General features: G+C 62.7%; 26 protein-coding genes. 19 read left to right on the forward strand and 7 right to left on the reverse strand.

What is annotated here, in order from left to right:
- Together CMI59_RS09810 and hemE are read right to left on the reverse strand one after the other, a co-directional pair.
- On the reverse strand, positions 1-181 hold a 181-nt coding region (locus CMI59_RS09810; protein WP_293327850.1), incomplete at its 3' end, for a ferrochelatase.
- Positions 182-184: 3 nt separating this feature from the next.
- Positions 185-1,237: a uroporphyrinogen decarboxylase gene (gene hemE / locus CMI59_RS09815; RefSeq protein WP_293327853.1), complete on the reverse strand. Its 1,053-nt coding sequence runs from the start codon at positions 1,235-1,237 to the stop codon at positions 185-187.
- A 534-nt stretch (positions 1,238-1,771) separates the two neighbouring features.
- Here hemE and CMI59_RS09820 point away from each other — a divergent pair.
- The 6 genes from CMI59_RS09820 to dnaQ all read left to right on the forward strand — a co-directional run bounded on the left by CMI59_RS09820 (position 1,772) and on the right by dnaQ (position 5,978).
- Entirely contained in the window at positions 1,772-2,599 is an 828-nt protein-coding gene (locus CMI59_RS09820; protein WP_293327856.1) for a pyruvate, water dikinase regulatory protein, read from the forward strand.
- On the forward strand, positions 2,596-3,213 hold the full coding sequence (locus CMI59_RS09825; RefSeq protein ID WP_293327858.1) for a Maf family protein: 618 nt from the start codon (positions 2,596-2,598) through the stop codon (positions 3,211-3,213). Before CMI59_RS09820 ends, CMI59_RS09825 begins: the two co-directional genes overlap by 4 nt.
- An 11-nt stretch (positions 3,214-3,224) precedes the next feature.
- Positions 3,225-4,058 carry a shikimate dehydrogenase gene (locus CMI59_RS09830; RefSeq protein WP_293327861.1) on the forward strand — a complete coding sequence of 278 codons (834 nt, stop codon included), beginning with the start codon at positions 3,225-3,227 and terminating at the stop codon, positions 4,056-4,058.
- A gap of 55 nt (positions 4,059-4,113) precedes the next feature.
- Positions 4,114-4,740 carry a dephospho-CoA kinase gene (gene coaE / locus CMI59_RS09835; protein WP_293327864.1) on the forward strand — a complete coding sequence of 209 codons (627 nt, stop codon included), beginning with the start codon at positions 4,114-4,116 and terminating at the stop codon, positions 4,738-4,740.
- Positions 4,741-4,767: 27 nt separating this feature from the next.
- Complete coding sequence (locus tag CMI59_RS09840; protein ID WP_293327866.1) at positions 4,768-5,199, forward strand: VOC family protein; 432 nt, start codon at positions 4,768-4,770, stop codon at positions 5,197-5,199.
- 86 nt (positions 5,200-5,285) lie between these two features.
- On the forward strand, positions 5,286-5,978 hold the full coding sequence (dnaQ, locus tag CMI59_RS09845; protein ID WP_293327868.1) for a DNA polymerase III subunit epsilon: 693 nt from the start codon (positions 5,286-5,288) through the stop codon (positions 5,976-5,978).
- A gap of 9 nt (positions 5,979-5,987) precedes the next feature.
- Here dnaQ and secB read toward each other — a convergent pair whose 3' ends face one another.
- Together secB and CMI59_RS09855 are read right to left on the reverse strand one after the other, a co-directional pair.
- Positions 5,988-6,488: a protein-export chaperone SecB gene (secB, locus tag CMI59_RS09850; protein WP_293327871.1), complete on the reverse strand. Its 501-nt coding sequence runs from the start codon at positions 6,486-6,488 to the stop codon at positions 5,988-5,990.
- A 119-nt stretch (positions 6,489-6,607) separates the two neighbouring features.
- The gene (locus tag CMI59_RS09855) at positions 6,608-7,192 is read right to left on the reverse strand and encodes an FxsA family protein (RefSeq protein ID WP_293327874.1); all 585 of its coding nucleotides are present in this window, start codon (positions 7,190-7,192) and stop codon (positions 6,608-6,610) included.
- 166 nt (positions 7,193-7,358) lie between these two features.
- Here CMI59_RS09855 and CMI59_RS09860 point away from each other — a divergent pair, with 166 nt between their 5' ends.
- The 4 genes from CMI59_RS09860 to CMI59_RS09875 all read left to right on the forward strand — a co-directional run bounded on the left by CMI59_RS09860 (position 7,359) and on the right by CMI59_RS09875 (position 10,352).
- A complete protein-coding gene (locus CMI59_RS09860) occupies positions 7,359-8,048 on the forward strand; it encodes a Tim44/TimA family putative adaptor protein (protein WP_293327877.1) in 690 nt (229 codons plus the stop codon).
- Positions 8,049-8,058: 10 nt separating this feature from the next.
- On the forward strand, positions 8,059-9,246 hold the full coding sequence (locus tag CMI59_RS09865; RefSeq protein ID WP_293327880.1) for an MltA domain-containing protein: 1,188 nt from the start codon (positions 8,059-8,061) through the stop codon (positions 9,244-9,246).
- 79 nt (positions 9,247-9,325) lie between these two features.
- Positions 9,326-9,970, forward strand: a complete 645-nt coding sequence (locus CMI59_RS09870) for a Smr/MutS family protein (protein ID WP_293328016.1) — start codon at positions 9,326-9,328, stop codon at positions 9,968-9,970.
- A gap of 10 nt (positions 9,971-9,980) precedes the next feature.
- Positions 9,981-10,352 carry a transcriptional regulator gene (locus CMI59_RS09875; protein ID WP_293328019.1) on the forward strand — a complete coding sequence of 124 codons (372 nt, stop codon included), beginning with the start codon at positions 9,981-9,983 and terminating at the stop codon, positions 10,350-10,352.
- Between the two features lie 106 nt (positions 10,353-10,458).
- Here the strand turns inward: CMI59_RS09875 and hslU are convergent, their stop codons facing one another.
- Both hslU and hslV read right to left on the reverse strand, forming a co-directional pair.
- Positions 10,459-11,763 (reverse strand): ATP-dependent protease ATPase subunit HslU, encoded by a 1,305-nt coding sequence (gene hslU / locus CMI59_RS09880; RefSeq protein WP_293327883.1) that lies wholly within the window; start codon positions 11,761-11,763, stop codon positions 10,459-10,461.
- A gap of 438 nt (positions 11,764-12,201) precedes the next feature.
- Positions 12,202-12,762, reverse strand: coding sequence for an ATP-dependent protease subunit HslV (hslV, locus tag CMI59_RS09885; protein WP_293327886.1), 561 nt, complete (start codon positions 12,760-12,762; stop codon positions 12,202-12,204).
- A gap of 176 nt (positions 12,763-12,938) precedes the next feature.
- On the opposite strand from hslV, the gene CMI59_RS09890 reads away from it, so the two are divergent.
- Positions 12,939-13,565 (forward strand): pyridoxamine 5'-phosphate oxidase family protein, encoded by a 627-nt coding sequence (locus CMI59_RS09890; protein ID WP_293327889.1) that lies wholly within the window; start codon positions 12,939-12,941, stop codon positions 13,563-13,565.
- Positions 13,566-13,582: 17 nt separating this feature from the next.
- Here the strand turns inward: CMI59_RS09890 and CMI59_RS09895 are convergent, their stop codons facing one another.
- Complete coding sequence (locus CMI59_RS09895) at positions 13,583-14,110, reverse strand: pyridoxamine 5'-phosphate oxidase family protein (RefSeq protein ID WP_293327891.1); 528 nt, start codon at positions 14,108-14,110, stop codon at positions 13,583-13,585.
- A gap of 387 nt (positions 14,111-14,497) precedes the next feature.
- Between CMI59_RS09895 and hisB the strand changes: the two genes are divergently transcribed.
- The 8 genes from hisB (at position 14,498) to CMI59_RS09935 (ending at position 21,264) form a co-directional block, all read left to right on the forward strand.
- The gene (gene hisB / locus CMI59_RS09900) at positions 14,498-15,109 is read left to right on the forward strand and encodes an imidazoleglycerol-phosphate dehydratase HisB (RefSeq protein WP_293327894.1); all 612 of its coding nucleotides are present in this window, start codon (positions 14,498-14,500) and stop codon (positions 15,107-15,109) included.
- Between the two features lie 81 nt (positions 15,110-15,190).
- Positions 15,191-15,775 carry a DUF2628 domain-containing protein gene (locus CMI59_RS09905; protein ID WP_293327896.1) on the forward strand — a complete coding sequence of 195 codons (585 nt, stop codon included), beginning with the start codon at positions 15,191-15,193 and terminating at the stop codon, positions 15,773-15,775.
- Positions 15,776-15,815: 40 nt separating this feature from the next.
- A complete protein-coding gene (gene hisH / locus CMI59_RS09910) occupies positions 15,816-16,454 on the forward strand; it encodes an imidazole glycerol phosphate synthase subunit HisH (protein WP_293327899.1) in 639 nt (212 codons plus the stop codon).
- A gap of 5 nt (positions 16,455-16,459) precedes the next feature.
- The gene (gene hisA / locus CMI59_RS09915; RefSeq protein WP_293327901.1) at positions 16,460-17,191 is read left to right on the forward strand and encodes a 1-(5-phosphoribosyl)-5-[(5-phosphoribosylamino)methylideneamino]imidazole-4-carboxamide isomerase; all 732 of its coding nucleotides are present in this window, start codon (positions 16,460-16,462) and stop codon (positions 17,189-17,191) included.
- A complete protein-coding gene (gene hisF, locus CMI59_RS09920) occupies positions 17,191-17,949 on the forward strand; it encodes an imidazole glycerol phosphate synthase subunit HisF (protein WP_293327904.1) in 759 nt (252 codons plus the stop codon). The genes hisA and hisF overlap by 1 nt, the downstream gene beginning before the upstream one ends.
- Positions 17,950-18,007: 58 nt before the next feature.
- Positions 18,008-19,582: a CYTH and CHAD domain-containing protein gene (locus tag CMI59_RS09925; protein WP_293327906.1), complete on the forward strand. Its 1,575-nt coding sequence runs from the start codon at positions 18,008-18,010 to the stop codon at positions 19,580-19,582.
- A 130-nt stretch (positions 19,583-19,712) separates the two neighbouring features.
- Positions 19,713-20,789, forward strand: a complete 1,077-nt coding sequence (locus CMI59_RS09930; RefSeq protein WP_293327909.1) for a pentapeptide repeat-containing protein — start codon at positions 19,713-19,715, stop codon at positions 20,787-20,789.
- Positions 20,790-20,934: 145 nt separating this feature from the next.
- Positions 20,935-21,264, forward strand: coding sequence for a phosphoribosyl-ATP diphosphatase (locus tag CMI59_RS09935; RefSeq protein WP_293327911.1), 330 nt, complete (start codon positions 20,935-20,937; stop codon positions 21,262-21,264).
- Positions 21,265-21,308 lie beyond the last annotated feature (44 nt).

Genomic DNA, 21,308 nt, shown 5'->3' on the forward strand with positions numbered 1-21,308 from the left:
CCACCGGCGCCCGCCGCGAGGAAATGATCTTCGCAATCAGCCAGCGCAAAGGGTTCGGCAGCCGAATGATCGCCGGATCGTTGAACAGGTTGAACAGAAAAGGCTGCACGGCGTCCGGACCGTCCGGCCCGCCCAGATTGAACAGGACGATCGCTACCTTGCGCCGCGCATTGTCAGACATGCCTCAAGCCTTCCAGTTCTTCACAAGCTCCACGAGCTCGGCCACATGATCGGGCGGGGTTTGCGGCACGATGCCATGGCCCAGATTGAACACGAACGGGCCGCCCCCGAGTTCTTCGAGGATATAGGTCGCCTGCCGCCTCATTTCCTCCCCGCCTGCGACCAGAAGCAGCGGATCGAGATTGCCCTGAACGCAACCCTGGCTTTGGAGCCGCTCGCGCGCCCAGCGAAGCTGCATGCCGGTATCGAGGCTCAGCGCGTCGACGCCGGTCTCGCGGAAATAGGTCTCCGCCATCGGTCCCGCGCCGCGCGGGAAGGCGATCACCGGAACATCGGGATATTTCGCTTTCAGCTTGGCCGTGATGGCTTTCATCGGCTCCAGCGCGAAACGCCGGAAGGAAAGATCCGGCAGCGAGCCCGCCCATGTATCGAAAATCTGGAGAGCCTCGGCCCCCTGCTCCACCTGCGCGGAGAGATGCACGACCGTCGCCTCGACCAGCAGATCGATCAATTGCTGGAACTCGTCCGGCGCCCGGTAGGCCCAGGCCTTGGCCGCGCCCTGATCCGGCGAACCACGCCCGCCCACCATATAGGTCGCCACCGTCCAGGGCGCGCCGGCAAAACCGATCAGCGTCACATCCTCCGGCAGGCTTTTGGAAAGCCTCGACACCGTCTCATAGACGGGAGCAAGCCGATCCTTCACCGCACCGAGATCGAGGTCGCCAAGCTGGCCGAGGTTGGTAATGGGCTCCAGCACCGGCCCTTCGCCTTCCTTGAAAGCCACTTCCTGACCCAGCGCATCGGGCACCACGAGAATGTCGGAAAAGAGGATCGCCGCATCGAAGCCGAACCGGCGGATCGGCTGAAGCGTCACTTCCTCGGCAAGTTCGGGGTTGTAGCAAAGATTGAGAAAACTGCCGGCGACACCGCGAACCTGCTTGTACTCCGGGAGATACCGCCCAGCCTGGCGCATAAACCAGACCGGGGGCCTTTCCTGTGTCTCGCCTGCCAGTGCCTTGAGAAGCCGTTTCTTCGGTGCTGCCGTCCCGTTTTTCACAGGCTCTTTCTCCTTACTAATAAAGATTCTTGAAATAGTAGGGGATAGTGGATGGCTGTGGATGATGGGGATTAAAACGCCACCCGTTTTCATCCACAGGCGGGACGGTACATGGCGGCACCCTTCCCGGCCCCTTCCTAACGCAAGATGCCTGTGTGCAGAAGAGGACATAATGTCGAAAGCATCGCAGCTTCGGCAGCTTGATCTGTGGGCGGCTTTTCCACACAGCCTGTGAAGCATGGGGATAATTTGTGGGTCATACCGGGACAGTCATGTTTTCCCCGATTCCCCTAAGCGTATCCGCGGGCTTTTCCCTGGACTCATGAAACAGGGGAGGAAAAACGCAAAGCGGGTATGGCTAAGTCATACCGCTTCCGAAAAGCCGAGTTACGCCCGTTCTCCACACTTATCCACAAGGGTGACAGCAATATACGTGAGGTTGTGCCGGGGCCTGTCCGGCTCGCGTGGCAAGCGAAAAATATTGGCAAGCCGGGGAGCAGACCGATAGTTTGGCGCAGCTGTCGGGAAAGGTTCATGAACTCCAAGCGCATCTTCCATCTTCATCTCGTGTCGGACGCGACCGGCGAAACGCTCAACGCTGTAGCGCGCGCCGCCTGCGCGCAATATGAGGACGCGCGTCCGGTGGAGCATGTCTATGCGCTGGTGCGCGGACCCAAACAGCTCGAGCGCGTATTGAGCGAGATCGAAACCTCGCCGGGTATCGTCATGTTCACCATGGTGAATGACGAGCTGAGAAAGCGTCTGGAAGCGCGTTGCTTTGAGATGCAGGTGCCCTGCATCTCCGTTCTCGATCCGGCGATGCAGGCGCTGGGCAGCTATCTCGGCAAGGAGATTTCCCACAAGCCGGGCTCCCAGCACGCCATGGACGCCGAATATTTCGGGCGGATCGACGCGCTGAACTACACCATGTCGCATGATGACGGTCAGTCGGCGGGCGATCTCGACGATGCCGACATCATTCTGCTGGGGGTCAGCCGCACTTCGAAAACGCCGACCTGTATTTATCTGGCCAATCGCGGCATCAAGGCGGCCAATGTTCCGATCGTCCCCGGCGCACCCTTGCCGCCCGATCTGGAAACGGCATCCCATCCGCTGGTCGTGGGGCTGACCACCAGCCCGGACCGGCTGATCCAGATCCGCAAGAACCGGCTTCTTTCGCTCCATGAGAAGACGGACACCGATTATGTTTCGCCGGAAGCCGTATCCGATGAGGTGGCCTATGCTCGCCGCCTCTATGCCCGCAATGGCTGGCCGGTGATCGACGTGACGCGCCGTTCCATCGAGGAAACCGCCGCCGCCGTCCTCAATCTTTATTCCGATAGACAAAGAGCCGCGCAATGACCCGTTCTCTCATCCTCGGATCCGGCAGCGCGGTCCGTGCCATGCTGCTGTCCCAGGCAGGCGTCGAATTCGAGGTCGTGACCTCCGAGGTGGATGAGGATGCGATCAAGAAAGAATTCGCCGAAGGAGAACAACTGGGAGATACGGAGTTCGCGACCGACAAACTCGCGTTGAAACTGGCCGAGGCAAAGGCGCTCGCCGTCGCCGCAAACCGCCCTGATGCGCTGGTGATCGGCGCCGACCAGATTCTGAGCTGCGAGGGTCGCCGCTTCGACAAGCCCAGGGACATCGATGAGGCCCGGACCAATCTGAAATTCTTCCGCGGCAAGTCGCATATCCTGCACGGCGGCATCGCCATTGCGCAGGGCGATGCGATTATCTGGGGTCATTCCGACCGTGCGACGCTCACCATGCGGGGCTTCACCGATGCTTTTCTGGACGATTATCTCGCCCGGCTGGGCGATGAGGTGCTGAAAAGCGTGGGCTGCTACCAGATGGAAGGCCCGGGCGTTCAGCTTTTCGAGCGGATCGAGGGCGACTATTTCACCATTCTCGGCCTGCCCCTTCTGGCCCTTCTCGCCGAGCTGCGCCGCCTCGCTGCGGTTCCCGCCTGAGGAGGTCCCCAATGCGCAAGGCATGTGTCATCGGCTGGCCCGTCGCCCATTCCCGTTCGCCGCTCATCCATAATTTCTGGATCGAAAAATACGGTATCCCCGACGCTCTTTATGAGCGTCTGGCGGTGGAGCCGGAAAACCTGGCGGGTACCATCGCGCGTCTCAACGAGCTCGGCTATGTCGGCGCTAATGTCACCGTGCCGCATAAGGAAGCCGCCTTTGCGCTTCTCACCCGGCACGATCCGCTGGCAAAACGCCTGCGCGCGGTCAACACCATCGTGACCACCGATGAGGGGCTGGAAGGCCGCAATACCGACGGCTATGGCTTCATCGCCAATCTGAAATCGGGCGCGCCCGGCTGGAAGGCCGCCGCCGCGCCCGCCGTGATGATCGGTGCTGGCGGCGCGGCCCGTGCCATTGCCGCCTCGCTGGAAGAGGAAGGCGCGCCGGAATTGCGCATCGTCAACCGCACGAAGGAACGCGCCGAGGCGCTTGCCCGCGAGATCGGCCTGGCCAACGCTCATATATATGAGTGGGACGAACTGCCGCGCGCGCTGGAGGGGGCCGGTCTTCTCGTCAACACGACGACGCGCGGCATGAAGGGCGAGAACGATCTGACGCTCGACCTGTCGCCGCTCGCCGCTGAGGCCGTGGTCACCGACATCGTCTACACGCCGCTCGAAACGGGGCTCCTGCGCGACGCGAAAGCGGCGGGCCTTGCGACTGTGGACGGGCTCGGCATGCTCCTGCATCAGGCGGTGCCCGGTTTCGAAGCCTGGTTCGGGACGCGGCCCGAGGTTACGGATGAATTGCGCGCGCATGTTCTGGGCGATATGGGTGCCTGAAGAATAAATATGCGTAAGAAGACGGCGCAAGAAGAAGAATGAGAGGGAGAACGCAATGCTGCTGATCGGTCTCACCGGGTCCATCGGCATGGGCAAATCGGAAACCGCGCGCATGTTCCGCGAGCTGGGCGTGCCCGTTTATGACGCGGACGCCGCCGTGCATGAGCTTTACGGCAAGGGCGGCAAGGCGGTCGCCCCCATCGGCGAAGCATTTCCCGACGCGGTCGTCGACGGGGCGGTGGATCGCAAGGCCCTGTCGCGCTGCGTCGTCGGCCTGCCGGATGAAATGAAGAAACTCGAAGCCATCGTTCATCCACTGGTCGGCCAGGTGCAAATCGACTTCCTGAAGCAGGCCGCGGCGGACGGACACGAGATGGTCGTGCTCGACATTCCGCTTCTCTACGAAACGGGCGGCGAATCCCGTGTCGATGTTGTGGTGGTGGTCTCCGCCCCCTACGATCTTCAGAAGCAACGCGTGTTGGCGCGGCCCGATATGGATGGAGCGAAATTCGCGGCGATCCATGCCAAGCAGACGCCCGACGAAGAAAAGCGCAAACGCGCGGATTTCATCGTGGAGAGCGACAAGGGCCTCGACCATGCCACCGCGCAGGTGAAAGAGATCGTCGCGGCGTTGAAAGGCCGGGAAGGCAAAGTGCTTCGGGAGAGACTGCCTCAGGCCTGATCCCGAGCCGGATAGGGGAGACGACGAATGGAACAGAGACTGAGCCTCGTCACACTCGGCGTTGCGGATCTTTCACGCGCGAAGGAGTTTTATGTCTCGCTTGGTCTGACGCCCGCCCAGGCCAGCAACGAACAGGTCGTCTTCTTCCAGTTGAACGGGATCGCACTGGCTCTTTTCCCGCGCACCGATCTCGCCGCCGAGGCGGGCGTTGCGCCTTATGGCGAAGGCTTCAGCGGCATCACGCTGGCGCATAATGTACGCACGCGTGAGGATGTGGACCGGCTGCTCGCCAAGGCGGAAGCGGTGGGCGGCCGCATTCTGCGCGGCGCGCAGGAGGCAAGCTGGGGCGGATATACCGGTTATTTCGCCGATCCCGACGGGCATGTCTGGGAGGTTGCGTTCAATCCCTATGCCGTGATCGGCGAGGACGGCTCCTTCCGCATTTCCGAAGACGACTGAACGCGCTAGACTCAATCCTACAGAATTGATTTGCACCCTGCCCTGCGCGAAGGGACGCGCGCGCGGCGGGAGACGGGGCGAAACCTATGCGCGAAATCGTGCTCGACACGGAAACGACCGGCCTGTCCTGGGCCGATGGCGACAGGCTGGTTGAAATCGGCTGTCTGGAACTGCTGAACCATGTCGCGACGGGAAATAATTTCCACGTCTATATCAATCCCGAACGCGATATGCCGCAGGAAGCATTCAACGTACACGGACTATCGGCGGAGTTCCTGTCCGACAAGCCGGTATTCGCCGACATCGCAGACGAGTTTCTGGCATTTGTCGCGGACGACCCGCTGGTCATTCACAACGCCTCCTTCGATATGGGCTTCATCAACTGGGAACTGAAACTGCTCGGCCGGCCCGAAATCCCCACCTCGCGCGCAGTGGACACGCTGCAGATCGCGCGGCGCAAATTCCCCGGCGCGCAGAACAATCTCGATGCGCTTTGCCGCCGCTTCAATATCGACAATTCAGGCCGCACCTTTCACGGCGCGCTGCTCGACAGCGAGTTGCTGGCCGAAGTCTATCTGGAGATGCGCGGCGGCAGGCAGCCCGGCCTCGTGCTCGACGCCTCGCTCAATCTCGACGGTACCGAAGCGGCCGAGCAGGTCCAGCGCCGGCAGCGCCCGGAGCCCCTGCCCCCCAGGCTGACGCCGGAAGAGGTGGAGGCCCATGACGCCTTCATCGCCACGCTGGGCGAAGACGCTCTCTGGCTGTCGGTGAAGGGTTAGGCGGCGGCCTCAGTTCGGCTTGGTGCCCGCGACTTCCGCCTGCATCTGTTCGCGGCGCTGCTGATAGAGGCTCACGAAATCGATCGGGTCGAGCAGCAGCGGCGGATAGCCGCCATCGCGCGTGACATCGGCGATCATGCGGCGCGCAAAGGGAAAGATCTGGCGCGGGCATTCGATGACGAGCACCGGTTCGAGCTGATCTTCGGGAATGTTTTCCAGGCGGAAGAGACCGGCATAGTCGAGTTCGACGAGAAAGAGCGCCTTGCCGTCGACCTTGGCATCGACGCCGATTTTCAGCGCGACCTCGTAATCGGCATCCGCCATGCGCTGCACACCGACATCGACGCGGACATCGATATTGGGCTGGCCCTGAAGCTGGCCGAGAAGGCTCGGCGCGTTCGGGTTCTCGAACGACATATCCTTCACATACTGCGTCATGACGCGAAGCTGCGGACCGGCCTCAGCCGCTGCGTCTGCGGAAGTCTGTCCGGTCTGGTTGTCGTCGGCCATCTCTCGTCATTCCCCTAAAAATACAGGCTGGCGCCGGCGGATCGAATGCCGCCGGGTCGCTGCTGGCTAGCACGTATGGGAATGACCGGCAAGGAGGCCCATAAGGCCGGGGCGCGCTCTTACTGCTTCCAGGGCGAATCCGGATCGGACGGGCCCTTGCCGTCGGGTTCGTCGTTGGAAATCTCGACAGCCTCGCCCTCGATGACGACGCCGTCCGGCTTCCGGCCCGGACCCGGTTGCGTGCCGCCCCTTTCGGGCCGTCCGTCTCCGTCAGGGCGTCGGCCCATGCCGCCTGCCATGCCGCCCGTCATGCCGCCATCGGCGCCGGGATAGACCTGCAGCCGCCCGGTCCTGATCGCCCAGCTCACCAGTCCTTTCGCGACCGCGTGACGCACCGGCGGAATGAGAAAGAGAAAGCCCATCGTGTCGGTGATGAGGCCGGGCGTGACCATCAGCAGCGCGGCAGCAAACAGGAACATGCCGTCCAGCACCTCCGCCACCGGCGCTTCGCCCCGCTGAAGCGCGGCCTGCGCCCGCTGCCAGGTCTGGAACCCCTGTAGCCGCAACAGCCAGGTGCCCGCCATCGCGGTCAGGATGACGACGGCAAGCGTCGGCCAGAGCCCGATCAGACCGCCTACCTTTACGAGGACGGCGATCTCGGCCAGCGGCATAATGATGAAAATCAGAAAAAGAATCGGGGCCAATGGTTTTCCGCGTTCTGGCAATGCGACCCGCGATGACGGTGCCGGTGGCAAATTGCCTTTCGGTGTCTTACGTTAGATAAGACGAAACAGTAACGGTGCAATGGCCCGCCGTCACGGGCCGGCGGGCCGAATTGAGCCCGGGTGGCGAAAGCGGATGGAAAACAGCGTGACATTTCTCAATCTAATTCTGCTCGCGGTCGCAATAGGCGTGCTTTTCAAGCTCTACAGCGTATTGGGCAAACGGACCGGACATGAAAGGGAGCCTTACGATCCCTATTCCCGCCCGGATGCGCAGTCGGGAGATGACAAGGTCGTCACCCTGCCGCGCCGCAATGCGAACGGCCCGCAGTCCGGACAGCGGAACAGGGAGACGTCCTGGGAGGCCATAGCGCCGGAAGGGTCCGAGCTTGCCCATGCCCTGACCGAGCTTTCGCTCGCCGATCGCAGTTTCGATCCCAATGCCTTTGTCGAGGGCGCCCGCGGCGCCTATGAGATGATCGTGACCGCCTTCGCCCAGGGCGACCGCGAGACGTTGAAGCCGCTCCTCTCCGACGATGTTTTCGCCAATTTCGATGCGGCCATCGAGGATCGTGAGAAAAAGGGCCTTACCCTCGACCAGAGTCTGATCGGCATCGACAAGGCGGAAATCCGCAAGGTGGAGCTGTCGGGCGCGGATGCGCGGATCACCATGCATTTCGAAAGCCAGATGACCTCCTGCACCAAGAATGCCGACGGCGTGGTCGTCGAGGGCGATCCGGTGACCGAGCGTAAGGTCACGGATGTCTGGACCTTCGAGCGCAATGTGAAGAGCCGCGATCCCAACTGGCGCCTGGTCTCTACCAGCAGCACCGATTGAGGGCCGGATCATGGGGGGCGTAGCGGGCCCGAAACAGGGCGGGCGTCTTTCGGCGCTATCGGTTCTTTTTGCGGTGGCGCTGGCTCTGGGAGGCTGCGGCACCATGCAAGGCAGCGACAGCGGCGTGCGCCCGGCCCAACCCGCACAGGCGGGCCCGAGCGGCCTTCATGCGATTTCCTTCAGCGATCTGCCCGGTTGGGCTGCGGACAATCAAGGCGCCGCGCTCCTGTCCTTTAAACGGTCCTGCGCGCGCATCCTGAAGCTTGGCGCGGCCGATCCGCTCGACCGGAAAACCGGCAGCGGTGGTATCTACGGGGAAGCGGGCGACTGGCAACCGGCCTGTCGTTCTGCGCTCGATACGGACCCCGCCGCCGCCCGGGCCTTTTTCGAGCGTTGGTTCACGCCCGTCCGCTTTCCGTCCGAAACCCGGGCCGATGCGCTTTTCACCGGCTATTACGAGCCGGTCATGCGCGGCTCGCTGACACGCCATGGCGCGTACCAGACGCCCATCCTTCGCCCGCCGCGGGGTTTTGCCGAGGCCCGCAGGGCGGGCGTCGTCTTCCCCACCCGCGCGCAAATCGAGGCGGGCGATTACGATGCGGATCGCCAGTCTATCGTCTGGCTGGACAACCCAGTTGACGCTTTCTTCCTGCATGTCCAGGGCTCCGGCCGCGTGACGCTGGAAAACGGCGAAACTGTTCGCCTCGCCTTTGCCGGCAAGACCGGACGACCCTACACCTCCATCGGCAAGGTGCTGATCGACCGTGGCGCTATCGCCCGCGAGGACGTCTCCATGCAGACCATCCGCGCCTGGCTGGAGGCCCATCCCGACCAGGCGAAAGGGGTCATGGACATGAATGAGTCCTACATCTTCTTCCGCCGGCTGGACGGGGTGAGCGCGGATCTCGGACCGGTCGGCGCGGGCCGCGTGCATCTGACGCCGGGCCGCTCCATCGCGGTGGACCGCAGCTACCACCCGCTGGGCTCTCTCTTCTATCTCGCGACGAGCTATCCCACGCCCGGCGGGGACAAACCGCTTGACCATCTGATGGTGGCGCAGGATACCGGCTCGGCTATTCTGGGGCTTCAGCGTGCCGATATCTTCTTCGGATCGGGAGACAGGGCGGGCTGGGTCGCGGGACATATGAAATCGCATGGCGAGCTTTTCGCCCTGGTGCCCAAAGATCTCGCGCCCTGACGGGCGCATCGGGGTCCGTGCCCGGTGACGTGGGTGACGGACGGGCGTATGGCGGTAAGCGGAAACCTGGTTGACGGCAATGGCTGACGGCGACAACAAGACCAGGCGCGGCAAACACGCCCGCAGGCTGAGCGCCGGCGAGAAGGAGCTTTGGCAGCGCGTGACACAGGAAGCCGTGCCGCTTCGCAAGCCGCGCCGGGATCCCACCAACGATACAACGACAACCGACATTCCAATGGCCGATCCAAAGCCGGAAGCCGGCGCCGCCTCCCGCACGCGCCGTGCCGCGAAACCGGCACCGCTCCCGCCGCCGCAGCAACAGCCGGTTCCCGCCGCCCCGCCCCTGACCGGCCTCGACAGGCGTATGACCCAGCGGCTCGGGCGCGGCCAGCTTGAGGTCGAAGCGACGCTGGACCTTCACGGCCACACCCAGGAACGGGCCTATACGGTGCTTGCCTCTTTCCTGACCCGCGCAAGGGCGCGCGGATTCCGGCTCGTTCTCGTCATCACCGGCAAGGGCGACAGCCCTTATGCCCGCCACACGCTGCATGGCAACGACTTCTATAACGTGCCGGAAAGGCCGGGCATTCTGCGTGCCGCGCTGCCGAAATGGCTGGAAGAATCCCGGTTCCGCGCCATCGTGGCCGGGTTCCAGCCGGCCCATCCGCGCCATGGCGGCGGCGGCGCTTTTTATGTCCGCCTGCGCAAAAGACGCGACAAGTGAGCCGGGCCGCATGACGCCCTTCGGCAAGAAACTCAGGGAATTGCGGGCCGCGCGCGGGCTGACGCTCAAGGACATGGCCGCGGCGCTCCGCGTCACGCCTGCCTATCTTTCGGCGCTTGAGCATGGGCGGCGCGGCCGTCCGAGTTTCCGCTTCGTGCAGTCGGTGATCGGCTATTTCAACATCATCTGGGACGAGGCGGAGGAGCTGGAGCGGCTGGCACATCTCTCCCACCCCAGGGTGACGATCGACACATCGGGGCTCGACCCTGCCGCGACCGAAATGGCCAACCGCCTTGCCGAAGAGATCGCCAGACTCTCCACGAGCGAAATCGGGGAGATTTCGAAGATTCTCAAAAAGCGAAACAGGCGCGGCGGGAAGTAAGGGTGGACCCCGGATCGAGTCCGGGGTGACGGCTGTTTTTGAGGCAATGCCTCTCTTTCATCGTCATTCCGGGCTCGACCCGGAATCCATGGCGCCGCGCTGACCCTCAAAGAATGAACTTGGACAGATCCGCGTTCTTCGACAGGTCGCCGATATGCTTGTGCACATAGGCCGCGTCGACGGTGACCGTTTGGCCGTAAAGGTCGCTGGCGGCATAGCTGATTTCTTCCAGCACCCGCTCCATCACAGTGTGAAGCCGCCGCGCGCCGATATTCTCGACCGTTGAATTGACGGACACCGCGATATCGGCGAGCGCGTCGATCCCGTCCTCGGTGAAGTCGAGCGTCACGTCTTCCGTCTGCATCAGCGCCACATATTGCTTGATGAGGCTGGCTTCCGGCTCGGTGAGGATGCGCTTGAAGTCTTCCCGGGTCAGCGCCTGCAGCTCCACCCGGATGGGCAGACGGCCCTGAAGCTCCGGCAGGAGGTCGGAGGGCTTGGAGATGTGGAAGGCGCCGGAGGCGATGAAGAGGATGTGGTCGGTCTTGACCGCGCCATGCTTGGTGGAAACCGTGGTGCCTTCGATAAGCGGCAGCAGGTCGCGCTGCACCCCTTCCCGGCTCACATCGCCGGAACGCTCGGATTTCGCGCAGATCTTGTCCACCTCGTCCAGAAAGACGATGCCATGCTGTTCGACGAGCTCGATGGCGTCCTGCGTGAGCTGTTCCTGATCGAGCAGCTTGTCGGATTCCTCGGCGATCAGCACGTCATGGCTTTCCTTGACGCTCATGCGGCGGGTCTTGGTCCGGCCGCCGAACGCCTTGCCCATAATGTCGGAGAGATTGATCATGCTGACCTGGCTGCCGGGCATGCCCGGCATATCCATGAAGGGCATGCCGGAGGCGGAATCCGACACCTCGACCTCGATTTCCTTGTCGTCCATCTCGCCGCTGCGCAGCTTGGCGCGGAAATTTTCCCGTGTGCTTTCGCTCGCATTTTCGCCCACCAGCGCGGTGAGCACCCGCTCTTCGGCGGCGATATGGGCCTTGGCCTGCACGTCGCGGCGCTTCCTGTCGCGCACGATGCCGATGGCGATTTCCACAAGATCGCGGACGATCTGCTCCACATCCCGGCCCACATAGCCGACCTCGGTGAACTTGGTCGCCTCGATCTTGATGAAGGGCGCCTCGGCGAGCTTGGCGAGGCGGCGGGAAATCTCGGTCTTGCCCACGCCGGTCGGCCCGATCATCAGGATGTTCTTGGGCAGCACCTCTTCGCGCATCGCTTCCGGCAATTGCTGGCGGCGCCAGCGATTGCGCAAGGCGATGGCCACGGCGCGCTTCGCGTCCTGCTGACCGATGATGTAACGGTCGAGTTCCGAAACGATTTCACGCGGCGAGAAACTGGTCATGGGGTGAGGATAACTCCGTGGATAACTGTGGATATCGTCCGTGGAAAACGGGGCTTAAGTGACAATCAGCCTGTCAAAAAGCATGACTTTCTTGCTCCGGATACCAATTTTTCCGGCCCCGGAACGATCCCGGTCATCGGTATGCGGACAAGCTCTTGCGCCAGCGTGAAGGCGACCGGAAACCTTGTTTACTGTGTTGTTTTCATTAGCAAAATAGATCCGTCTGTATGGAGCGGGATGGCACTTTCGCCGACCCTTCCCGTCGTTTCCGCGACCCGTCTTCCAACCCGCAAATCTGAATAATGGCATTCAGCGCCTGTTGGAGCGGAGAGCCGCCGACCCGGCATGTGAAAGACTGTGCCGCTTCGCGGCGCAGCGGTCCGCAAAACCGCTATCGGGGCCGGTCTGCCGGTGTCTGGGGAGCCGTGGGTCCATCGGTCAGCCATCCAGTGCTTCGACAACGACATTGTCATTGGTGTAGACGCAGATTTCCGCGGCAATTCCCATCGCTTTTCGGGCGATTTCTTCCGCGCCGAGATCGCTGTCCATCAGCGCCTTGCCGGCGGCAAGCGCATAATTGCCACCCGAGCCGATGCCGACCACGCCGCCATCGGGCTCCAGCACGTCGCCATTGCCGGTCAGCACCAGCGTGACTTCCTTGTCGGCCACGATCATCAGCGCTTCGAGGCGGCGCAGAAAGCGGTCGGTCCGCCAGTCCTTGGCAAGTTCCACCGCTGCCCGCAGCAGCTGGTTGGGATATTGCTCGAGCTTGGCCTCGAGCCTTTCGAACAGCGTCATCGCATCGGCCGTCGCGCCCGCGAAACCGGCGATCACATCGCCCTTGCCGAGCGGGCGCACCTTGCGCGCCGTGCCCTTCATCACCGTGTCGCCCATGGAAACCTGGCCGTCGCCGGCGAGAACGACTTTCCCGCCCTTGCGGATGGCCAGAATGGTGGTGCCATGCCAGTCGACGGGGAAGCGGCGGTTCGGGTCACTCATAAGACGGGGCTCCGGATAGAGGCGGTAGGATCGCCTCCATGTGGCCTTTCCCGCGAGCGCGGTCAAGACAGCGGGCCGGAATGCCTCGCTTTGGCCTTATAGATGAGAATCGCTTGCAACAAGCAAGGGGCTGGGCCTAGGCTCGGGAAACGCAAAGCGGATGAAGGAAGCACATCATGAGCGAGGCAAAGCGCGTTCTGGCCAGCGAACCGGACCTCCGGACCGTCTATCGCGAGCCGTCAGACGGCGCGGTCTTCAAGCAACTCGCCGTCATCGACCCGCATTCGCGCCGTTTCATCGAACTCTCGCCCTTTGTCTGCATCGGGTCCTCGCGGCCGGACGGGACGGCGGATGTCTCGCCGCGCGGTGGAGAGCCGGGCTTCGTCCATGTGCTGGATGAAAAGACGCTCGCCCTCCCGGACCGGCCGGGCAACAACCGGCTCGATACGCTGACCAATGTCGTCCACCAGCCCGCCGTGGGCCTGCTCTTCTTCATTCCCGGCTTCACCGAAATGCTGCGGGTGAACGGCAAGGCCGTGACCACCACTGACCCCGATCTGATGAAACGCTTTGAGCATCAAGGCAAACCGCCCCGCTCCGTCATGACGATCGCGGTGGAAGAGGTCTATCTGCACTGCACCAAGGCGCTGAAGCGCTCAGGGCTCTGGGAAGTTGACAATCAGGTTCCCAGAGATGAGATGCCGAGCTTCGGCGAGATGATCCGCGACCAGATGAAGCTTGAGATGGACGCCAAGCCCATCGACGACGCGCTGGAGCAGGATGCCAAGGACAATCTCTACTAGGGCTCTATCGGGGCCCGCTAGCGCGGCATTTCGAACTCGCCTGGATCGCCGCCCAGTTCCCGCACCTTTGCCTCAAGCTCGTGAATGCGGGTTTCCAGCCGGTCGAAGGCGGGGGTCAGCGTTTCGCTGTCCCAGCGCGGCTGGATATGGGCCTTGCAGTTGAGATCCCATTCCGTGATGTCGAAATGAATGCCCCGCTCCACCCGGGCCCGATAGCCCGGCACGGCCAGCGGTCTGATCTCTTCGGGGTCTGTAATCGGCCGCGCATGGCCCCTGATCTTGATACGGGTGCGGCTGGGATAGTCGATCAGGAAGATGAAGGCCTGGGGGTTTTCCTCCATATGGCGCAGCGAGACATATTGGGCATTGCCGGCAAAGTCGGCGAAGCCGAGGCGGTTTTCCCCGATCACCCGCAAAAAGCCCTTCGGGCCCCCGCGATGCTGGATATAAGGCGCGCCTTTCGCACTCGCCGTGCCGAAATAGAAATGGTCCTGCGTTCCGATGAAACGGGCGAGGTCGTCGGTCATGCGGCTTTGCCAGGCCATGGTCGGGTTCCTTTTTCAGGCAATGCGGGCACCCTATATGGCAAGCGAGGCAACCGTGCGCTACCCTGCGCATCCCCGGCTGCGATCACAACATCTTGCGTGGGCGTGATCGCAGGTTGCTACCGGCTATTTTGGCGGCCTAATTGAATCAATAACTTGCTAAATACTTCGAAGATTCCGGTAAAACCTCTTAATGTGTCACATGAGGATTCATTAAGCCGTTAGGTTAACGTCGAATAAGCATTTGTATTTCAAATTGAATCTATCTCCAGGCAGGTATCGCGACGGCGGTGAGGCTGGCGCTTCCCGCACCGCGCTGATAAAAGCCGCCCCACGAGTGCAAGAGACCGGACGGGACAGGTCCCCGCCGCCTTGAGGAAAAGGCAAATGGATATGGAACGCGCTGCGCGCACCGCGAAGGTGGAGCGCAAGACCAAGGAAACCAGCATTGCCGCCGAGGTGAATCTCGACGGCACGGGGCAGTACGATGTCTCGACCGGCATCGGCTTCCTCGATCACATGCTGGAACAGCTTTCCCGCCACTCGCTGATGGATCTGAAACTCCGCGCCGAGGGCGACCTCCATATCGATTTCCACCACACCACCGAGGACACTGGCATCGTCATCGGCGAGGCGGTGAAAAAGGCGCTGGGCGACTTCAAGGGCATCCGCCGCTATGCGACGGCCATCATCCCGATGGACGAGACCTGTACCCGCGTCTCGATCGACGTCTCGCAGCGCCCCTATCTCATCTGGAAGGTGGATTTCACCAGGCCGAAGCTGGGCGATATGGATACCGAACTCTTCAAGGAGTGGTTCCAGGCCTTTGCGCAGAATGCGGGCATCACGCTGCATGTCGAGAACATGTATGGCGAGAACAACCACCACATCGTGGAAAGCTGCTTCAAGGGACTTGCCCGGGCGCTGCGCGATGCGATGGAGATCGACCCGCGTACCGCCGATGTCATTCCCTCCACCAAGGGCGTCCTCGGCAGCTGAGCGGTGGCCATGCCGCGCGATCTGCCTTAAACAGGAGCGGATGAAGGACGGGCGGTCCGCCCGCTTCCGGAAGACGGTTCCATGCGCATCTATACGGTCCACTTTCGCAAGGACGCGCCCGCCGATGGCGAGGGCTTCGTTTTCGTGCGCGAGGGCTTTACCTGGGGCGGGCTGATCTTCGGCTGGCTCTGGCTGCTCTACCGCCGCCTCTGGATCCCGCTCATTCTCTGGATCGCCGCGGCGGTGCTGCTTGGCGCCCTGGCCGAGGCCAGCCATGTCGACGAAGCGGTGCCTGTCATCGTCGCCTTCGCCATGCAGCTCTGGCTCGGCTTCGAGGGCAATGATCTGCGGCGCTGGGTGCTGGACCGCAAGGCCTATGTGGAGGTCGATGTCGTCGCCGCGTCCGACAGGGCCGATGCGGAACGTATTTTCTTTTCCCGCTGGAAAGGCCCGGTCGATCTTTCCGAAGCGACCGGAAACTGGGTATCGCCCTCGGGCGGCGTCTGGCCCAAGCGGCCAAAGCGTCCCGAGCGTCCTAAAGCCAAAGACGGCGCCGGCGGCGCGGAAAAGGAGAGTGGCCATCGCGAGGCGGGCGCCAAACAGGGCGTCTGGCCGCGCCGCGACGATGAGCGCGTCCTTGGCCTCTTCCCAAAGCCGCAAGCTTGAGCCATACCACTCGCGCTGAAAACGCTTCAGAAAGCCTCCGATGCTCGTCACCATCGTCGATTACGAATCCGGCAACCTCCATTCAGCGGCCAAAGCCTTTGAGCGCGCGGCCCGCGAACGCGGCTTGGCCGCCGATATCCTCGTCTCGGGCGATCCGGAGGCCCTGCGCCGGGCCGAGCGGATCGTGCTGCCCGGTGTCGGCGCCTTTGGCGATTGCCGCGCCGGGCTCGATGCCATCCCCGGCATGGTGGAGGCGCTGGACGAGGAAGTGCGCGGGAAAGGAAAACCCTTTCTCGGCATCTGCGTCGGCATGCAGCTCATGGCCGAGCGCGGCCTCGAATATGGCGTGCATAAGGGCCTCGGCTGGCTGAAGGGCGATGTTAAGCCCATCGACCCCGCCGACCGCTCGCTCAAGATCCCGCATATGGGTTGGAACGAGCTCACCCTGAAACGCGCCCACCCGCTGTTGAAGGATCTGCCCGGCAATCATGCCTATTTCGTCCACTCCTATGCCTTCAAGGCTGAGGACGAGGAAGATGTGCTGGCCGAAACCGATTATGGCGGCCCGGTCGTCGCTGCGGTTGGCCGTGACAATATGGTGGGCACGCAGTTCCACCCCGAAAAGAGCCAGGCCCTTGGCCTCGCGCTCATCGGCAATTTTCTGACCTGGAAAGTCTGACTCTCATGATCCTGTTTCCGGCCATCGACCTGAAAGACGGCCAATGCGTGCGCCTGGTGCGAGGCCTGATGGAAGAGGCAACCGTCTTCAATGACGATCCGGCCGCCCAGGCCCGCGCCTTCGAGGCGGCGGGCTTTGAATATCTCCATCTGGTCGACCTGAACGGTGCCTTCGAAGGCCGCCCGGTCAATGCCGATGCGGTGGACGGAATTCTTGCCGCCATCTCCATTCCCGTTCAGCTGGGCGGGGGCATTCGCGATCTCAAGACCATCGAGACCTGGCTCGGCAAGGGGATCGCCCGCGTCATCATCGGCACGGCGGCGGTGAAGGATCCCGACCTCGTGATCGAGGCCTGCCAGAAATTTCCGGGCCGCATCGCGGTCGGGCTGGACGCCAAGGGCGGCAGGGTCGCCACCGAAGGCTGGGCCGACGTCTCCGAACTCACCGTGCTCGATATGGCAAAGCGCTTCGAAAATGCGGGCGTCGCGGCCATCATCTATACCGATATCGACCGCGACGGCGTGCTGGGCGGGCTCAATATCGACGCGACCGTCGATCTCGCCAATGCGATTTCCATTCCGGTCATCGCGTCGGGTGGGCTTTCTTCCATCGAGGACATCAAGGCGCTGCAGGCCGCAAACTGCCCCGGCATCGAGGGCGCCATTTCCGGCCGCGCGCTTTACGATGGCCGCCTCGATCCGAAAGAAGTGCTGGCGCTGCTGAAAGGGCAAGCCTGATGCTCAAATCCCGCGTCATTCCCTGCCTCGACGTGAAAGACGGTCGCGTCGTCAAAGGCGTGAACTTCGTCGACCTGCGCGATGCGGGCGATCCGGTGGAGGCCGCCCGGGCCTATGACGCGGCGGGCGCGGACGAGCTTTGCTTTCTCGACATCACGGCGAGCCATGAAGAGCGTGCCATCATTTTCGACGTGGTGCGCCGTACGGCGGAACATTGCTTCATGCCGCTGACGGTGGGGGGCGGCGTGCGCACGGTGGAGGATGTCCGCGCCCTCCTTCTTTCCGGCGCCGATAAGGTATCGATCAACACTGCGGCCGTCACCAATCCGGACTTCGTGCGTCAGGCGTCCGAGAAATTCGGCAATCAGTGCATCGTGGTTGCCATTGACGCCAAACAGGTTTCGCCCGGCAAATGGGAAATCTTCACCCATGGCGGCCGCAAGCCCACCGGCATCGACGCCGTGGAATATGCCGCGCGGATGGCCGAACTGGGTGCCGGCGAAATCCTTCTGACCTCCATGGACCGCGACGGCGCGCGCAACGGCTTCGACATTGCGCTTACCCGCGCCGTGGCCGATGCGGTCGCGATACCGGTCATCGCGTCGGGCGGTGTGGGCACACTCGATCATCTGGTCGAAGGCGTCCGTGACGGTCATGCAAGCGCGGTGCTTGCCGCCTCGATTTTCCATTTTGGGGAACACACGATCGGCGAAGCCAAGCAGCACATGGCGAATGCGGGCGTTCCGGTTCGAATTTGACGCTATTGTCGCACCGCCGCTGCGATGAATTGTAATTTTGGCCTACGCTAATATACAAGTGCCCCTTGAGCGACAGAACGATGACCACACCGGCTGCGCCGCGACCATGATCGACAGGGAAATCGAACTCAAACTGCAATGCACGCCCGAGGCGATGGAGCGCCTGCGCGGGGCGCCCTATCTGCGCGAAAACGGCATGGCGGTCGGCCGCAAACGGATGCGCTCCGTTTATTTCGACACGGACGATCTGCGGCTTGGCGCGAACGGCTTTGCGCTCCGCCTGCGTTTCACCGGCGACAAATGCATTCAGACCCTGAAAGCCGGCAATGACCAGACGGCGACGAGCGTCTTTCACGATACGCGGGAGTTCGAGTCTCTCCTTCCCTGCCGCGTCGATGAACCCGATCTGGAGCTGCTTCCTCCGCCCGTTCGCGAAAAGCTCCGTAAGCTGATCGATGACGAGAAGCTGCTCCCCCGTATCGAGAGCGATATCGACCGGGAGACGGTCGATCTCCGCTCCGACAGCGGCGACCTCGTGGAACTCGCTTTTGATGCCGGCTCTGTGAAAGCCAATGGCAGCAAGGCGGATATTTGCGAAGTCGAACTGGAGTTGAAGGAAGGCAGCCCGGAGGAGCTTTATCGTATTGCGCTCGGCTTTGCCGATATCGTACCCATGCGGATAGCGCGCATGAGCAAGGCCGAACGCGGTTTTGCCCTCCTCCAGGGAACGCCGCCCGCCGCGGTCAAGGCGGACCAGACGGATCTCGACAAGAGCCTCTCCGCGCAAGAGGCTTATGAACTCATCCTCCGCGATTGCCTTTTGCACCTGCTGGCCAATGAAGGTCCCGCCTTCGATGCGCGCCTGCCGGAAGGGCTGCACCAGCTTCGCGTGTCGCTGCGGCGTATGCGCTCTGCATTCACCGTCTTCCGCAAGGAGATCGGCGGCGAAACGGCGGAAATGCTGTCCGCGGAAGCGAAATGGCTCGGCAATGCGGTGGGCCGCGCCCGCGATTTCGATGTCTTCGCCCATGACATCCTGGAACCGGTGACGCCTGCCGAGGGTGAGGAAGAAGCCTTTGCCGTCCTGAAACGCAAGGTGGAGGAAGAGCGGGCCCGCGCCTGGTCCGCTGCGGGCAAGGCAATCCATTCGCAGCGCTACAGCCGTTTCGTGCTGCAGCTGGCGCTGTTCCTGAGCGAACGGGGCTGGCGTGCGAAAAGTTCCGCCGGTGATCCCGTTACCGACTTTGCGGTGCGCGCTCTCGACAAGCGGCAGGCCAGCGTCGAAAGGCTGGGGAGCCGCATGAACGAGCTCGATGAGGAAGAGCGTCATGAATTGCGCAAGCGCCTGAAGAAACTGCGCTACACGCTTTCCTTCTTCCAGTCCCTCTTCGGACGAAAAAAGGCCAAGCCCTATCTGAAAGACCTCTCCCGTTTGCAGGATGCGTTCGGCGCATTGAACGATCTGGCGACGGCCCGTGCCATTCTGGGCGAGTTGGCAAAGGACGATGCCGCGCTCCAGCCCGCCGTGGCGCATGTGGCGGAGTTCCATCTGGCAAGGGCGGAACGGGAATGGGAGAGCGTGCGGTCCCTATGGACCGATTTCACCGCCCGGCCCGCCTTCTGGCGCGGCTGACCTCACGCTTGCCGCCGTGATTGCGATCCAGCGAAATTTTCCGGAGGGGTTAATCATTTCGGAAATACTCACCGCTAAGGTTCGGTGAAACGCTTGCCGAATTTGCACAGAGTATCGGGATCGCGAAGAAATGAGTTCGTCTCCGGCGCCCAGCCGCAAGGAAAACAAGCCCCGCGCGGTCGCCCCTCGAGAAGGCCAGGCGATTGTGGGTCGCCGCATATCGCAGGACGCGCTTCGCCGGATTGCCGATTTCCATATTCGCTATCTGCGTGGCGTGCCCAATGGCTGGTGCGTGGTGATGAAGGAATGCGATCTCTCCGGTCTCGATTTCCGCGGCCTGAATTTCTCGCAGGGCCATTTCATCGGTTGCGATTTCTCCGGCGCCAATCTCGAAGACGCAGCCTTCAAGGGTACGAATCTTTTCGGCGCCGGGTTCGACGACGCCAATCTGACCCGGACGAATTTCGCCCGCGCCGATCTGCGTGGCGCGCATTTCGAGAATGCGGAGCTTTCCGGGGCGGAACTTGCCGGCGCGGATCTGCGGCGCGGCTCGGTCATCAAGATTGGCACCGAAGCGCCGTCGGGCCGGGAGAACTCCTCTTTTCGCGGCGCCAAGCTTCTCGGCACGAATATGTCGGAATGCAAACTTCAAGGCGCGGATTTCGAAGGCGCGGATATTTCCGGGGCGAGCCTTCAGGGCGCTGACCTCCGCGGCGCGAGTTTCAACGGCGCGGAGTTGACCGGCGTCTCGCTTGCCGGGGCAAACCTTTCCGAGGCCGATTTCCGCCGTGCCGTCATGGATGAGGCAACCGCGAATAATGGCGACATGATGCTGGCCGAAAAGCCGCGCCGCGCGCCGGGCCCGGACCGTCTCGCCAAAATGCTGTCGGCCCATATGCTCTGGATCCAGAGCGACGAGGCGAAAGGCCAGCGGGCCGACTTCTCCCGGATGGACATGTCGCGCACAGATTTCGCCGGCGCCATTCTGGCTGGCGCCGATTTCCATGAGGCGATCCTGGCCGACACGAATTTCGAACGTGCTTTCCTTGCCGCCGCCGACCTTCGCGAAACCGTGCTGAAGCGTGCCAATCTCCGCCATACGGATTTGCGCGGCGCAGACCTTCGCGGCGCCGATCTCACCGAGGCCGACCAGGAAGGGGCGAAACTGGGAGACCTTGCCGGGACCGCTCTCTCCACCCGCCGCTGACGCAGAGGAAGGGGGCTGCCCTTCCCGTCCCGCCTTCGCTCTCCTTCCGATTACTGGCCTCTTGTGGATAAATCTGCTAGGTGAGCGCCTTTGGAGCCGGCACGGACAAGGCGCCGGCGATTTCCTTTAGCCTGAGGACAGACCGATGGGCGTCGACGCCTCCCAACTCGATGACCTCTTCCGCACGATCGTTTCGCGAAAGGGAGCTTCGCCCGACACGTCTTACACGGCGAAGCTGCTGGACCGCGGGACCGAGAAATGTGCGCAGAAACTCGGCGAGGAAGCTGTCGAAACGGTAATCGCGGCGGCCGCCGGAAAGCGTGACGAGGTCGTCACCGAAGCGGCCGACATGCTCTACCACTGGCTTGTGCTCATGGCTGCGCTCGACATCGACCCGGCGGAGGTCTATGGGGAGATTGCCCGGCGTGAAGGCCAGTCGGGTCTGGAGGAAAAGGCGAGCCGCAAACGGGGCTGACCCGTCAAAGCGTCTCTCGAAGCAACATCGATCCGGAACCAGCC

The organism is Parvibaculum sp., assembly GCF_002684405.1.
Classification (GTDB): domain Bacteria; phylum Pseudomonadota; class Alphaproteobacteria; order Parvibaculales; family Parvibaculaceae; genus Parvibaculum.